At 37.8% G+C, this 15,464-nt stretch carries 16 protein-coding genes; 13 read left to right on the top strand and 3 right to left on the bottom strand.

Annotated features, from left to right (window positions below; translation table 11 throughout):
• Positions 1–3 precede the first annotated feature (3 nt).
• The 3 genes from ABYK33_RS04085 to ABYK33_RS04075 all read left to right on the top strand — a co-directional run bounded on the left by ABYK33_RS04085 (position 4) and on the right by ABYK33_RS04075 (position 4,482).
• Positions 4–723, top strand: coding sequence for a response regulator transcription factor (locus tag ABYK33_RS04085; RefSeq protein ID WP_373031694.1), 720 nt, complete (start codon positions 4–6; stop codon positions 721–723).
• Positions 724–839: 116 nt separating this feature from the next.
• On the top strand, positions 840–2,714 hold the full coding sequence (locus ABYK33_RS04080; RefSeq protein WP_373031693.1) for an alkaline phosphatase PhoX: 1,875 nt from the start codon (positions 840–842) through the stop codon (positions 2,712–2,714).
• A 76-nt stretch (positions 2,715–2,790) separates the two neighbouring features.
• Positions 2,791–4,482 (top strand): hypothetical protein, encoded by a 1,692-nt coding sequence (locus ABYK33_RS04075; RefSeq protein ID WP_373031692.1) that lies wholly within the window; start codon positions 2,791–2,793, stop codon positions 4,480–4,482.
• Here the strand turns inward: ABYK33_RS04075 and ABYK33_RS04070 are convergent.
• Positions 4,479–4,769: a hypothetical protein gene (locus ABYK33_RS04070; RefSeq protein WP_373031691.1), complete on the bottom strand. Its 291-nt coding sequence runs from the start codon at positions 4,767–4,769 to the stop codon at positions 4,479–4,481. The genes ABYK33_RS04075 and ABYK33_RS04070 overlap by 4 nt on opposite strands.
• A gap of 158 nt (positions 4,770–4,927) precedes the next feature.
• Here ABYK33_RS04070 and ABYK33_RS04065 point away from each other — a divergent pair, with 158 nt between their 5' ends.
• The 10 genes from ABYK33_RS04065 to ABYK33_RS04020 all read left to right on the top strand — a co-directional run bounded on the left by ABYK33_RS04065 (position 4,928) and on the right by ABYK33_RS04020 (position 13,440).
• Positions 4,928–5,155 (top strand): hypothetical protein, encoded by a 228-nt coding sequence (locus ABYK33_RS04065; RefSeq protein WP_373031690.1) that lies wholly within the window; start codon positions 4,928–4,930, stop codon positions 5,153–5,155.
• 358 nt (positions 5,156–5,513) lie between these two features.
• Positions 5,514–5,723 (top strand): hypothetical protein, encoded by a 210-nt coding sequence (locus ABYK33_RS04060; RefSeq protein ID WP_373031689.1) that lies wholly within the window; start codon positions 5,514–5,516, stop codon positions 5,721–5,723.
• 195 nt (positions 5,724–5,918) lie between these two features.
• Complete coding sequence (pstS, locus tag ABYK33_RS04055; RefSeq protein ID WP_373031688.1) at positions 5,919–6,920, top strand: phosphate ABC transporter substrate-binding protein PstS; 1,002 nt, start codon at positions 5,919–5,921, stop codon at positions 6,918–6,920.
• Positions 6,921–7,134: 214 nt separating this feature from the next.
• A complete protein-coding gene (pstC, locus tag ABYK33_RS04050) occupies positions 7,135–7,989 on the top strand; it encodes a phosphate ABC transporter permease subunit PstC (RefSeq protein WP_373031687.1) in 855 nt (284 codons plus the stop codon).
• A gap of 12 nt (positions 7,990–8,001) precedes the next feature.
• Positions 8,002–8,811 (top strand): phosphate ABC transporter permease PstA, encoded by an 810-nt coding sequence (pstA, locus tag ABYK33_RS04045; protein ID WP_373031685.1) that lies wholly within the window; start codon positions 8,002–8,004, stop codon positions 8,809–8,811.
• 10 nt (positions 8,812–8,821) lie between these two features.
• Positions 8,822–9,622, top strand: coding sequence for a phosphate ABC transporter ATP-binding protein PstB (gene pstB, locus ABYK33_RS04040; protein WP_373031683.1), 801 nt, complete (start codon positions 8,822–8,824; stop codon positions 9,620–9,622).
• 9 nt (positions 9,623–9,631) lie between these two features.
• Entirely contained in the window at positions 9,632–10,297 is a 666-nt protein-coding gene (locus ABYK33_RS04035) for a phosphate uptake regulator PhoU (RefSeq protein WP_373031682.1), read from the top strand.
• A 36-nt stretch (positions 10,298–10,333) separates the two neighbouring features.
• Positions 10,334–11,032 carry a response regulator transcription factor gene (locus tag ABYK33_RS04030; RefSeq protein WP_373031681.1) on the top strand — a complete coding sequence of 233 codons (699 nt, stop codon included), beginning with the start codon at positions 10,334–10,336 and terminating at the stop codon, positions 11,030–11,032.
• A 60-nt stretch (positions 11,033–11,092) separates the two neighbouring features.
• Positions 11,093–12,880, top strand: a complete 1,788-nt coding sequence (gene recQ / locus ABYK33_RS04025; RefSeq protein ID WP_373031679.1) for a DNA helicase RecQ — start codon at positions 11,093–11,095, stop codon at positions 12,878–12,880.
• Positions 12,877–13,440 carry a ribonuclease HII gene (locus ABYK33_RS04020; protein ID WP_373031678.1) on the top strand — a complete coding sequence of 188 codons (564 nt, stop codon included), beginning with the start codon at positions 12,877–12,879 and terminating at the stop codon, positions 13,438–13,440. The genes recQ and ABYK33_RS04020 overlap by 4 nt, the downstream gene beginning before the upstream one ends.
• Here the strand turns inward: ABYK33_RS04020 and ABYK33_RS04015 are convergent.
• Together ABYK33_RS04015 and aroC are read right to left on the bottom strand one after the other, a co-directional pair.
• Complete coding sequence (locus tag ABYK33_RS04015; RefSeq protein ID WP_373031677.1) at positions 13,429–14,763, bottom strand: hypothetical protein; 1,335 nt, start codon at positions 14,761–14,763, stop codon at positions 13,429–13,431. The two genes, ABYK33_RS04020 and ABYK33_RS04015, sit on opposite strands and share 12 nt — an antisense overlap.
• Positions 14,763–15,464, bottom strand: a 702-nt coding sequence (gene aroC, locus ABYK33_RS04010) for a chorismate synthase (protein WP_373031676.1), incomplete at its 5' end; no start/stop codon positions are given. The genes aroC and ABYK33_RS04015, both read right to left, overlap by 1 nt.

Here is a 15,464-nt window from a genome sequence, read left to right as displayed (position 1 = left end):
AAGATGAAAGTTGATATAGATAATAAAGGTTTTACAATGGATAGCAACATCGACCCTATCGCCACTATTTTAATCATTGAAGACAATGAAGATCTACTTGAACTTGAAGAATTCCATCTTCGAAAAGAAGGATATAAAGTTATAGGGGTTACTTCTACAAAAGAAGTGGAAGCCATGCTGGAACAAGGTGTGGACCTGATGCTTGTTGACCGGACACTTCCTCGTGTAGAAGGAAGCGAATTTGTCGCTTATCTTCGTGATAAAGGTGTGACTACCCCTGTTATGTTCGTCTCTGCAAAGGATAAAGATGATGAGATAGAAGAAGGGTTTATTCGTGGTGGTGACGATTACTTAAGAAAACCCTTTAACATTAATGAGCTTCTGTATCGTGTGAAAGCGATACTGAGACGTACAAGCTCCATAGAACATGAAAGATTAAGAGGAAGAGACATTGTGATGGATTTCAATACACGAAAAACATACATAGAAAATAATGAAGTCGAATTGACCAAACTAGAGTTTGAACTCCTTAGTCTGTTTATCCAAAATAAAAACAGAGCACTCGATAGAGAATACCTGCTTCAGAATATATGGAATGATAATGAAGGTACCCAAAAACGTACGGTAAATGTCACCATCAATCGTCTGAAGAAAAAAATAGATCCACAAGATGCAAAAGAATACATCCTCCCTGTTCGTGGTATAGGATATAAGTTCCAGTAGCCACAGCCATATAAGCTTTTTTTCTTCCTGTTACCAAACTATAGCCATTCTGTTCCTTCCTTGTTATCCCTTCCCGTTAATCTTCCGATGTAAAATTTTTATATAAGGTATACAAAATGATTAAAAATTGGATTTCAACGGCTACATTGGTAGCGATAGGATTCACGGTAGTTGGTTGCAATAGTAGTAGTGACTCAGAGCAGACGGTAGCAGAAGTAAAAAGCATTACTTTCTCACCTGTGGCACTTTCTTCAACTGATGATGAAAAAAAAGTTATGCGTGTCTCTGACACACTTACCGTAACTTACAGTGATGATACAAGTAAGGAATATCCTCTTAGTTATAAAGTATTGGCAAAAATGGGTGATGAGATCGGTAATGGTAAACTGGGACTAATGACAGATATTAATGATGATCCTATTTTAAAGGGTGGAGAAGAAGATATCTCTGACGGACCTGATGGTAATTCACTTATCGAGGTGGGCGGTAAACATTATTTGGTGACACATATGGAAGAGGCTCCTGGTGAACTATATAATACAGAAGTAACCGTTGAGAACGGTCTATTTAAAGCTGTAGATACGAAACCTGTAGATCTTTCAGCAATGGGCGGAACGATCATTAACTGTGCAAGTTCAAAAACAACGTATGGCTCGCACTTAGGTGGAGAAGAAGATTATGCACTAAATTCTATTTTTGCTGATAGGACTTCACCTTTTTATCATGATTGTGCATTGGATGGCAGTGGAACTTTAACTTCAGGTGAAAGTTCTGGATTTTGTGCGTATGTTGACGGTATGAATAAATATTTAGGTGATGCGAATATTGATAAAAACAATGGGTATAACGGAGATAGTTTTTCTCCTTATAACTATGGATACATTGTAGAAGTACAGCCTCAAGCTGATGGGTCTACAAAATCAGCAAAACACTACGTTACAGGTAAATACACACCAGAACTCGCAACAATGATGCCTGATGGTAAAACAGTATATATGTCTGATGATGGTACAGCTAAAGGTTTATGGAAATTTGTATCTGATACAAAGATAACAGATTTCCAAGCGGACTGGGAAGGAACACTTTATGCGGCTAAAGTGGTACAAACTTCAGACCAAAATGGTGGAGCATTTGATCTTTCGTGGATAACACTTGGTCATGCATCAGACAGTGAGATCAAAACAATGATCGACTCTAAAATGAAGATAACAGATATTTTTGACATTGCGAAACCTGATGAAAATGGTACCTGTGCCACAGGAACAAAAATTTATGAAGATAGCACACTGGAATGTATAACCCTTAAAAGTGGAAAAGAAAAAGCAGCTGCATTCCTTGAAACTCGAAAATACGCAGCTCTTCAAGGTGCAACAATTGAGTTTAGAAAAGAAGAAGGACTGACATATAATGCTGATAAGAATGTACTTTATGTATCTATGAGTGAAATTGCAAAAAGTATGGAAGACAATTATAAGGGACAGGAACCGACCAATGATATTAGACTTGAGTCTAACTCTTGTGGTGCTGTGTATGAGCTGGTTTTAGACGGTAGCTACAGTGCCACATCCATGAAAGCTATTGTTGTAGGTAAGCCATTAGTTGTTGGTGAAGAATATGCTGATGAGTGGACATGTCACCCATACGGTATTTCCAACCCAGATAATATCACATACATTGGACATAATACACTGCTTATCAGTGAAGATACAACAAAACATGTAAACAACATGAGTTGGGCGTACAATACAGAAACAGAAACAATGACAAGAATCGCTTCTCTTCCTATCGGGGGAGAGGTTACAGGTGTTGATACAGGAATAATAGGTGATAAGGGTATCCTTCTTATCAATACACAACATCCTTTCAAAGATAATCCAAAAGCAGCGGATGGTTCTAAACCAAATTCAGCACTTATCGAAGGTGCAACAGATGATCAACTGAAAGCTACCATCGGATATTTTGATGGACTTCCAGCAGACATCTTTAAATAACAGCTGTAAATCAATGAGATCTATGTACCATCTTGAGATCATCAAGATGGTACATAAATATATTTTTAGGACAACTATGCATAAGAACACTATTTTATTTACACTATTTCCACTATTTATAGGTTGTGGCAATAACTCTACGACATCCACACTGATAGAAGATGTCAAACAGAGTTATATTCAGAACTTAGAAGCAGAGAATAATATTAGTTATGATGACATTGTGAACACAAGGGGAGCCTATATCACTTCGATGTGTTATACAAAGACAAAAGATGAAAGTACAGGCATGATTTCTAATTCTTGTTACAGTTGTCATACCAAGGGGAATATTCCTAATTATTATAATGATACCTTTCTTCAAAAAGAATATAATTTTCCATTTGAAGTGATGAAAAATCCATTTACAAATCTCTTTAAAGATAGAAGTACACAAGTGGCATCTATGAGTGATATGACGATATTAAACTATGTCAGAGAATCTAACTATTTTAGTTCAGAGAGAGATATCGTTTTGGGAAAAGAGCTTCCTTCTGACTGGGAAGGATATAGACCTGACTGTTATTTTAATTTTGATGATGAAGGATTCGATAAAGATAAAGATGGAGAGTATACAGGGTGGAGATCCTTTAGATACTATCCATTTCTGGGAACATTTTGGCCAACAAATGGTTCTACGGATGATGTACTTATACGACTGGACATACCATTTACTCAAGATGAAAATAAAACATTTGACAAAGAAGTATATGCCCTTAATTTTAGTATTGTCGAAGCTTTGGTCAAACAAAAAGATATTATCTTGTCTTCAGGCATTGATGAAAACCATTATGGTGTAGATATAGATCATAACGGCATACTTGGAGTAGCAACATATATCTCAACATCTATAGAAAGTTATGTCGGACTGGCGAAAAGCTATCTTGAAGAAGAAAAAATACATCTGGCTCCAGGACTTTTCCCTGAAAATACAGAATTTTTGCATTCAGTACGTTATTTGGATTGGAATGATGATAAGGAACACATTGAACTTTCTGCAAGAATGAAAGAACTTCGTTATGCTAAAAAGTATGCGTGGAAATCATATGGCGAGATACAAAGAGCTGCCGAGTCAGAAGCTAAAGAGTCATTAGCTCTTGACAGTAGCGAAGCTAAAATTGCATTATTCCGAGGAAACTACGAAGAGGGCCTTAAAAATGAAATAGGGTGGATCTATCAAGGGTTTATAGAAGATAAAGAAGGCAAACTTAGACCTCAGACCCATGAAGAGACTATCGGGTGTATGGGTTGCCATTCACACTTGGGAGCAACAACAGATTCTACCTTTGCTTTTTCCCGAAAGTTCGAAGGTACGCGCAAAGACTCTCATGATTATGGTTGGAATCATTGGAGTCAAAAAGGACTGAGCGGTACTAAAGAACCTCTAGTGGTGTATATGAACCATGGTGAGAAGTATGAATATAGTTTCTACTTGCAAAATAACCATTCCGGAAATGAGTTTAGAAATAATGATGAGGTCGAAGATAAATTCTTCGATGACAATGGCAGTATAAAAGAAGATATGATTGAAAAACTGCATAATGATATCTCACTGCTTCTTTTTCCTTCTAAAGAGCGGGCACTGGTTCTGAATAAAGGCTATAAAGTCATGGTGGAAGAACAAAGTTATATTTACGGAAGAGATGCTAATGTAGAACCGATGGAGAATGTATACAATGAAATAGAAGAGGGACAAATCACAGATATAGAATACGTTATCGTGCGTTAAATACTTTCGCTTTTATGAAGAAGAGTATCTTCCTTTTCTTTTTTTGCGAACCCTACACCTTTTTTGGTTTTAGCTTCGAGTCCAAGTGCTTCTATGAGGTTACGATAATCTACCCCTGTTTGGTGCATGTGTGCAAAGCAGGTGGCCACTACAGCAATGGCGTTAGGGACTTCACCCTTTTTTTTATAAGACTGGATATTTTTTTCACTTACTTTAATGAGTTTAGAAAATTTTGGCAGACTGATCTCTGCATCAAGTAGCTGTTTTTTAAATTCTATAAATGTCACACTATCCCTTTGTATCCAAATTGTAACCAAAATAATACCATATATTGAGAATGAAAATATATAGTATTGACATTATAATATAAAAACTATATAATCACTATATTATATTACTATTATATAGATAATATGGTTAAAAAAATTAATTCAAGGACCCATCTATGGCAAAAGATCTTAAGAAAAAAGCAGTAAAAAAAGCAGAAGAAAAAAAAGCAAAGAAGAAAGCAGCAGCAAAAAAAGCAGCTAAAAAAGCAGTAAAGAAAAAAGAAGCTAAAAAAGCGAAGAAAAAAGCTGTTAAAAAAGTAGCAAAAAAATCAAAGAAATCGAAGAAAAAATCAGTAGCAAAGAAAACAGCTAAAAAATCAAAGAAAAAAGCGAAGAAAAAGTAGTAGTACCCTAAAGAGATAGAAGTTTTCTATCTCTACGCTTCATCAAACGTAAATTATAGTTCATACGGCATGTTTAAAGACTCCTTCAAATAGGCATGATATTTTTATATAGAAATAATAGACATTGTTTATAACAAAATGGTTACTTATCATATATGATAATGTTATTAAAATGAAATCACTTTTCTGTAGTATGCTTTAGGGCATCTCTTCTCAGATACACCAGCGATATGATTATTGTCATTACTTCATTCTTTTTTATCATAATACTTACAGATAGTTCAATATAGAGATGCTCCTATGTTATAAAAATGTTATCACTCATACGTATACTATGGCATTAATGAATGGAGAGACCATGAAAGATGAAATGTTAATATCAGATAAAAAGATAGCTAAACTAGCTAAAAGACTTACTAAAACTTTCTCTATAGACGAAGAAGAGGCAGTAAGTATTATTTATGAAGAGTGGGATCTGGTGGAACAGCTTTTTCACGCACATAAAAAAGTGAAAGCAGTACATCATCATTTGATAGATGAGATCAACTACACTTACAGGATAGCCTAATGCAAGTGAGTATAGAAAACTATATGGTACATCATTATCATGCCATAGAGACATTTTCCCAGCTAAGAAAACGAAAACGATACCTTTCCCACTAGAAGTATTCTGTAACCAAAATGTTTCCAAGTTGTTTTATACTTCGCCCAATCCCAAGTCTCTCTGACCTAGAGGATAACTTATTTCTTAAGGAAACAAACAATGACATTGAAAACAATTCTTACAGCAGCAGTAGCAGCGTCAGTAGCACTTACAGCAGTAAATGCTGATGAAATCAAAGGTAGAGGAGCATCATTCCCCGGACCTGTATATAAAGCTTGGACAGCAGAATATTTCGCTGAAACTAAAAATCAAGTGAACTACACGCCAACTGGTTCTGGTGACGGTATCAAATCTATCTCAAAAAGAATGGTTGATTTTGCAGGTTCAGATAAACCACTTAAGCCAAAAGCACTTAAAAAAGATAAACTTTACATGTTCCCTTCAGTAGTGGGTTCTGTTGTTTTGGCCTATAACCTTGATGGTGTGAAAGATGGTGAATTGAAACTTAGCCGTACAGCTATCGCTGGTATCTTTAGCGGAAGCATAACGCACTGGGATGATAAAGAGATCGTGGCACAGAATGCAGGACTTAAGCTTCCTCATGAGCCTATCACCGTAGCAGTAAGAGCTGACAAGTCAGGGACGACATTTAACTTTACATATTTCTTGAACAAACTTGATGAAAACATCAAAGTAAGCAAAAAGCCTACATGGAAAGCAGCAAAAGTAGTTGCAGGTAAATCAAACTCAGGTGTATCAGCAAATATCCAGCAGATCAAAAACTCTATCGGGTACATTGAGTATTCATTTAAAGAGAAGTTAGGATTGTCAGCAGCACAGATAGAAAACAAAGAGGGACAATACATTAACCCAACGTTAAAATCTTTCCAAGATGCAGCACAATATGCAAGTTGGACAGCTGAAAATGATTTCTATGCAGTGATAGGTGACCCGGCAGGTGCAACTTCATATCCCATCGTAGCGGCTACATTTATCTTGCTTCCAGAAGAGAAAATGGAGACAAATAAACAAGTAACAGCATTCATTGACTGGGCTTATAAAAATGGTGATAAAGCAGCAACAGATCTTGGCTATGTACCACTTCCTGCAGCGACTAAAGATGAGATCAGAAAATACTGGGAAACTAAAAAGATCAAATAAATTTGTTTTGAGATACTTCCTTTAGGGCTTTGCCCTAAAGTTCACATAAAGTCTAACCCCTCCCCAGTCTTTTTTTATCACACAAACTTTTACGATATTTGACATTTATATTGTATAAATCCATTAGATGTTGGTACCCAAGTAATTACAATTTGTAATCGAATTGTTACCAACTTTCTCTATAATCCCCATCACATAATTACGAAGGCAAATAATGGGCGGTCAATTTTTTAAGAATTTTTCTTTTTTCTCTGCAACACTCTCGTTTTTTATCCTTGTTGGAATTTTCGCCGTACTTTTTAATCTTGCACAGGAATCACTCTACACATTTGGTTTTGATTTCCTTTATACAGAGATATGGGAACCTGGTGAAGATGATGAAGGCGGGATCTTTGGCGGGTATATACCTGTTGTCGGTACTTTATTGAGTACATTGATCGCGATGATCCTTGCGACACCAATTGCAATGGGTATTGCGATCTTCCTTACTGAGATTGCTCCGGAAAAGGTCGTAAAACCTTTTTCTATTGCGATCGAATTACTTGCAGCTATCCCAAGTATCATTTATGGAATGTGGGGACTCTTTTATTTTGCACCGATCGTTCAATCTATATTTGGTGGTAATGGTGTAGGTCTTTTGACTGCAGGAATCGTTTTGGCGATCATGATCATTCCTTTCATGGCAGCCATCACACGTGACTCTATGAACACTACACCGGATGTACTTAAAGAGTCTGCCTATGCAATAGGTGCAACGAAATTTGAAGTGATCAAAGATGTGGTCATGCCTTACTCCAAAGGAGGGATTATCGGTTCGATCATTCTCTCTTTGGGGCGTGCACTAGGTGAGACAATGGCAGTGGCATTCCTGATCGGTTCTGTGATGAGCATTCCAGGAAAGGTGACGGATCCTACGACTTCCATACCTGTATTACTTGCAAATAACTTTGCTGAAGCACAGGATCTTGAACTTTCAAGCATGTATTACCTGGCATTGATCCTTTTCTTGGTCAGTTTTACTGTGATCGCCGTGGCCAAATTCTACTTTCTTGGCAGAAAAAAATATTAAGAGGAGGGGAAAATGAATCGATTGTTACTCAATAAAGTGGTGTTGGTACTCTCAACTATCTCAGCGTTTATCGGAATTGGATTTCTCTTCTGGATATTGATCACGCTTAGTTACAAGGGAATCGCAAGTATTCAGTTGAGTACATTTACCAATGACCTTGTAGGAGGTGGTATCCGGAACCTGCTCGTAGGTCAGTTCACCATGGCACTTATAGCAACAGTGGTTGCTGTACCTCTGGGGGTATTAGCAGGTATCTATTTGCGTGAGTATGGTCATGGAAGTAAATTTGCCTCTTTGATACGGACACTGAGTGATGTAATGACCAGTGCACCTTCGATCGTAATAGGTGTGTTTGTTTTTGCGTTGATGGTTGATCCTGTGGGCTCATTCAACGGATGGGCAGGTATAGTAGCACTTGCGATCATGATGATCCCGATTATCATAGGTACAACAGATAATATGCTTGCGCTGGTTCCTCAGGAACTTAGAGAAGCAGGTATTGCACTGGGTGGAAGTAAGCATAAAATTATTGTTCAGATCGTTCTTAAAGCGGCAAAAGTAGGTGTAACAACAGGAATTCTTCTCTCCTTTGCACGGATTATCGGAGAGACGGCACCTTTACTGTTTACTTCGGCCAACAATCAATTTTTTACGATGGATCTAAGTGACCAGTTTCCTTCATTAACTGTAAGTATTTATAATTTGGCAACATACCCTGATGCTGAGAGTAGAGAGTTAGCTTGGGCGGCATCATTCATATTGACGGTCATCGTTTTATTAATCAACCTTATTGGTCGATATTTTACACGTAATAAACATTAAGGAAAAATGTATGGAAAGTAATAAATTAACAAAAGTGATGGATGTGAAGGATTTTTTCTTTACGTATCCGGGAGCACCGGAACCTACACTAAAGAAGAATAACCTTCCGATCTATAAGAACAATATTACGGCACTGATCGGGCCGAGTGGATGTGGTAAATCCACTCTTCTTCGTGCAATGAACCGCATACACGATCTTTACCCTGGTTTTAAATATGAAGGTAAGATAAACCTTCTTAATCAAGAATCCGGAAAGATGGAAAACATACTCAAGTTACAAAAAGAGAACGAACTGATCGGCTTGAGACAGCGTATAGGAATGATCTTTCAAAAGCCTACTCCTTTTCCAATGAGTATCTATGACAATGTTGCTTATGGTTTGAGACTTCAAGGGATCAAAAATAAAGGTGATCTTGACGGTATGGTGGAAAAAGCATTGAAAGATGGAGCGATATGGAAAGAAGCAAAAGATCGTCTTAAAGAGAGTGCGATGGGATTAAGTGGTGGGCAGCAGCAGCGTCTGTGTATCGCACGTTCAGTGGCATTAAAACCGGAGATCCTTCTTTTTGATGAACCGACATCTGCACTTGATCCTATTTCCACAGGAGCTATTGAAGAACTCCTTTCGGAACTTAAAAAAGACATTACGATTGCTATCGTGACACACAATATGCAGCAAGCGAGTCGTTTGAGCGACTATACAACTTTCATGTATTTGGGTGACATCATAGAGTTTGATAAAACAGAGAAAATCTTTTTGAATCCTTCAGTGAAGTTGACAGAAGATTACATAACCGGTAGATTTGGATAAGGAAAAGAAATGTTAAGTAAAAATGAACAAAAATTGGCAGAAGTAAGAGAAATGACAGCAGAGATATTGGAAGATCTCTTGATATCTCAAAGATTAGCACTACAGGCAATTGAAGCGTGCGATCCTAAAAGTTTTGAACAGGTAAAAGTACCACTGAAATTGATCAATAAAAAAGTAGATGAGGTTGATAATCTCATCTTGAGAATTTTTGCACTGTATACTCCTGAAGCAAGTGATCTTAGAGAAATGGTTGCTTTCTTGAAGATCACTTCTGCTTTACAGCGTATTGCGATCAATGAAAAGAACTATATTAAAAACATGGAAGTTTGTAATCCTAAGGCAGGAGAAGATGTGAGACGTGTGATAAAAGAATCACTTTCTATCAACCGTTGTACCATTAAGGCTCTTGAGTATGCAGTAGAGATGCTTCATGAGGTAGAAGACAAAGACAGACTTAAAGATCTGGCAAGTAAAATTGATGTGGAAAATTCTAAAACAGATGATATTTACTCTTTGATAGAAAAAGATGCTTTACAAGTCATGCATAAAGAGCATGTGATCAATGAAGAAATATTAAATCTTTTGAAATTTATTAGAAAGAATTCGAAGATTATAGATCGGTTAGATGACATTTCTTCAAAGTTGATATTCGCAAGAATAGGTGGATTACTCTAAAGGAGAGCTCTAAATACTCTGTGATATAATGCACAGATGAAAAATGAGACAGTAGACCAAGCTATTGAAATTGTTGTTATAGAAGATGAAGAAGATATTTTAGAACTCATAGAATATCATTTGAGTAAAGAGGGTTATGATGTTACCGGTTTTCTCTCTACTGAAAATGTAGAACAATTCCTAGAAGAAGAGATACCTTCTTTGATGCTTGTTGACCGTAATCTTCCTGGAATGGAAGGAAGTGAATTTGTTGCTCACTTACGTGAATCAGGTTATGATATCCCCGTTATCTTCCTCACTGCACAAGACAAAGATTCTGATCTTGAAGAAGGCTTCGCAGCAGGTGGTGATGACTATATGTGTAAACCTTTTTCTCCTAAAGAGTTGACACTCCGGGTCAAGGCCCTACTTAAACGTTCAGGGGCTCTGCAAAAACAAGAACGTATAAAATATAAGCACCTTACCATGGATTTGGTCAAAAAAGCACTTACTGTTGATGGACATACAGTTTCTCTTACTAACCTTGAATTTAATCTACTGCATACATTTATGCAACATATAGATAAATCACTTACAAGGGATTTCCTACGTGATGAGGTATGGGGTGTGGAAGGTGACGGAGTGAATGATAATGCTGTCAATGTCGCTATTAACCGGCTTAAAAATAAAATAGACCCAAAAAATGAGCAGAATTATTTTCATCCTGTCTGGGGAGTAGGGTATAATTTTCATTAAAAATATGTCAATATGACATATTGTTACTTTCTTTGACGTAAGACACGATACACTTCTACTATGAATAAATTAGAAACCCTTGAACACTATTTCGGACACAGCTCTTTTAGACCTTTACAGGAAGAGGTGGTTGATGCTATCTTGGCAAAACAGGATGTATTGATGATCCTTCCTACCGGTGGCGGGAAATCATTGTGTTATCAACTTCCTACACTTTTAATGGAAGGGATCACTGTAGTGGTCTCTCCTTTACTTGCACTCATGCATGACCAGGTAGTAGCACTCAAAGCCAACGGTATATCTGCAGAGATGCTCTCCTCTATGCAGAATCTAGAGGAGAGTCAGCAGATAGAAGCACGATTGAGAGCAGGAGAGGTAAAACTTCTGTATGTTGCACCTGAACGTCTTACTAATGCTTACTTCCTAAATTTACTTCATCAACTTCCGATCAACTTTTTTGTCATAGATGAAGCACACTGTGTGAGTGAATGGGGGCATGAATTCAGAGAGAATTATAGACGCCTCTCTTTACTCAAAGAACAGTTTGCTACTACACCTATAGCAGCTTTCACCGCTACTGCAACCCATGCAGTTGAAAGTGACATTGCAAGTAACCTTGGATTACAAGATCCTAAACGTGTAAGAGGTTCACTCTTCCGTGAAAACCTGACGATCAACGCAAGGCACCGCATCAAAGACGGGCGGGCACAGTTGATGGAATTTTTAAAACTCCATACAGACGAATCTGGGATCATTTATACGCTTTCTCGTAAGTCTACCGAAGCGGTGGCACATTATCTACAAACTAAAGGCATTGAAGCCAAAGCATACCATGCAGGACTGCCCACAGAAGAGAAAAATAAAACCTATGCAGATTTTGTAGCAGACAGAGTGCAGATAGTGGTCGCCACCATCGCTTTTGGCATGGGGATAGATAAGAGTAATATCCGTTTTGTTGTACATATGACCATGCCAAAGACGTTAGAAAACTTTTATCAGGAGATAGGACGTGCAGGAAGAGATGGCGTAGCGTCTGAAACACTTCTACTTTTTTCAGCACAGGACATTGTACAGCAGAAAATGTTCATAGAAGATCTTCCTGAAACACCCTATAAACAACATGCTTTTAACAAACTTGACAGCATGGTACGTTTTGCTAATTCTGAAAACTGTAGGCATCAGAGTGTTGCCGCTTATTTTGATGACCGTATGGATGATTGTGTTGATAAGTGTGATAACTGTACTGCACCTGCAAGTGAAAAGATAGATATCACCACTGCAGCACGTATGCTTCTCTCTACTATTCTACGAACGGAACAGAACTTTGGGCTACACTATGTAATAGATGTACTCAAGGGAAGTAAAGAACAAAGGGTACTGCAGAATGGGCATGATACCCTTTCTGTCTATGGTATCGGTGATGAGTACAGTAAATCACAGTGGTTAACCATAGGGGATAAATTATTGGAATTGAATGCCGTAGAGATAGGTGAGTTTAAAGTATACAAATTGACAGCTTTTGGAGTGGAAGTCATCAAGGGTGGCCATACTATCGAACTGAAAAAAGAGAGACTGACTGTACAAAAAGCAGAGACCAAAAAGAAAGTGACTTATTTTGATGATTATGACGCGGAAGTGTATGATAAGCTTCGTGATCTTCGTACGCAGATAGCTTCTCAAAAAGGGATCCCTCCTTACATCGTTTTTTCAGACAAAACATTGAAAGACTTGAGTGTAAAAGTTCCCCAAGATAAAGAAGCGATGCTTGAAGTACATGGGATAGGAGAAGTAAAATTTGAACGCTATGGGAGTGAATTTCTTTCTCTTTTGTCAGGGGTGGATTCATGACACACAAGCCGTTATGCGGTATAGATGAAGCAGGACGTGGCCCTTTGGCCGGTTCTTTAGTGATTGCTGGTGTGGTGTTAAAGAATCCTGTGGAGGGTTTGATGGACTCTAAGAAGTTGACTGAGAAAAAACGTGAAGCGCTTTATCCTCTTGTCATTAAAAATTCTGAGTATCACATCGTCTCTTTTTCAGCACAAGAAGTGGATGCGATGGGCATCTCTCAATGTTTACAACAAGGTTTACAAAGTATACAAAAACATTTGCTTGAAGTGGAATATCTTTTTGATGGCAATAGCAGTTTTGGTGTTGACAACATCAAAACAATGATCAAGGCAGACACTAAAGTGGCTGAAGTAAGTGCAGCAAGTATCCTTGCAAAAGTAACGCATGACAGAGAGATGATAGAGATGGCGAAAAAATACCCTGAGTATGGGTTTGAAAAACATAAGGGGTATGGGACAAAGGCCCATATGGAGGCATTACTCAAACATGATCGATGTGAGGTACATCGTAAAACATTTAGAGTAAAAGGTCTGGATGACCCGGTATTAAAATTCTAAAGATTTACCGTTGATCTTTACATCCCCATCCATGATGTTGATATTATAGATTCTCTGACCTAGTGATCTTTTCGGTCTATACATCATATAGAACAGCATAGTTTTTGGGTCTTCTTTTAGAAGAGTAAGAATCTCTTTTGAGAGTGACAGGTTGATAGTTCCATCGATCTTATGCAGAGCATGTTTAGGTTTCATCCCCAAGCGGTAAATATCTAAAGATTCATCTATATCCAATCTTGCATCAACGCTAAATCCATTCATCTCTTTCCCATGAAGTGTTACTTTGTCAACAGAAAGGTTAGCTATATCAAGGTGCATGTTATTTGAAATGAGTGTTTCTAACTGTGCATCAAACTCTTTTCCTTTATTCGGGTCTGTCTTTTGCAGTTTCTCCAAAGTATCTAGATCAAGATTACTGATATTCATATCCAGGTCTAACGTCTGCATGCCAAATCTTTCTTTTTCAAAGAGGAGGTCAATATTGTTGATCTTTGCTTTGAGTGTTTCTGTAGTCAGTCCATTTGTTACACTGGAGGTTGAGTATAGTGAGATGGTATCTGCAAAGAGTGAACCATCAGATGTTTCATTTATTTTTATATTTTCTATACGGTAGTCTGTAGTATAGTCATAAGCAGTTGTTCCTGTAAGTGCATAATGACTTTGATAACCAGTGATAGTTCTATTTAGTTCATCACTCATATAGAGGTGAAGTGTGTTAAATTTCTGCATGTATTTAACTATTTTTTCTTCTTTTACTTCTCCTGAAAACTGAAGTCCCTGCAGCGTTAGTTTGACTTCTTTTGCCCCTTCTACTTTTTCGTTGATGTCTTTGATATAACCTGTAAATATGGTGCTGCTATGGACGATATCGACATGCATAAAGAATGCTTTGTTCTTTATCAAATCTTCGAGTTGTGCTAAGACTTTTTGGTCATTTTCAGTAGTGAATGCTGCTTTTATATATGTTGGCAGGGTAAGAGGATAGAATTCTAAAGCAATCATGTCTTTTGAGTAAGCCACATCAGCACCAAGTTGCATACCTGTGAGTTCTTTTGCTTCTTCAATACTTGTCTGTATGCCTTTTCCTGTCAGAAACAAAGCAGCTTTCTTAGGATCATTGATTTGTATCACAAAGTGTTCAGTCTCTTTTTTTAACTCTCTGTTAGAGACAATAAATCCATTTGTTTGCATCTGAGTAAGTTGTACATTCACTGCTTTTTGTAGGGTGGTTAGGTTTTTAACATTTTCTGTATGATTAAGGTAGTAGAATACAGAAACAATGATAAGTACAAGTACCCCAAAACCTAATTTTTTTCGACTCATCAGTTCCCTTTGTAAAGCGCTGTTAAGTGTTCCATTTTTTTGCCCATGTTAAGTAGGGTCATATCTGCAAGCGTAAGTGCCATCATGGCTTCGCATACTACAGCACCTCTAATAGCAACACAAGGGTCATGTCTGCCTTTGAGGTTACATTTTACTTCTTCTTCATGGGTTGTGATCGTCTGTTGCTCTTGAAAGATAGACGGTGTAGGTTTAAAGTGTGTTTTTACGATGATAGTATCACCATTGGAGATACCGCCAAGCATGCCACCCGAGTGATTGGATGTAAAACCATCCAAGGTAATTTCATCATTATTCTCACTGCCTTTTAGGTGGGTACTGGCTACACCATCACCTATCTCTACCGCTTTGGCTGCGTTGATACCCATCATCGCTTCTGCAAGTATGGCATCAAGTTTGTAGTAGAGTGGTTCACCCAATCCTATGGGCACACCTGTAGCCGTAGTAAGTACCACACCTCCTACAGAATCATGGTTATCTTTTGCTGCTAAGATGGCAGCTTCCTGTACGGCTTCCTGTGCAGGGTCAAGGGCATACATTTTAGAAGTTTTTGCATATTCAAAATCCTGTACGGTTCCTTTGATACCATCGACCTCACAAAGGCCACTCTGTATGGAGACACCCAGTTCTTTAAGTATTAGTTTCGCGATAGCACCACCTGCTACACGTGCAGCGGTTTCTCT

Source organism: Sulfurovum sp. (genome assembly GCF_041562805.1).
GTDB lineage: Bacteria > Campylobacterota > Campylobacteria > Campylobacterales > Sulfurovaceae > Sulfurovum.
The sequence above is the reverse complement of the archived record's forward strand: the minus strand, read 5'-3'. Positions and strand labels throughout refer to the sequence as shown.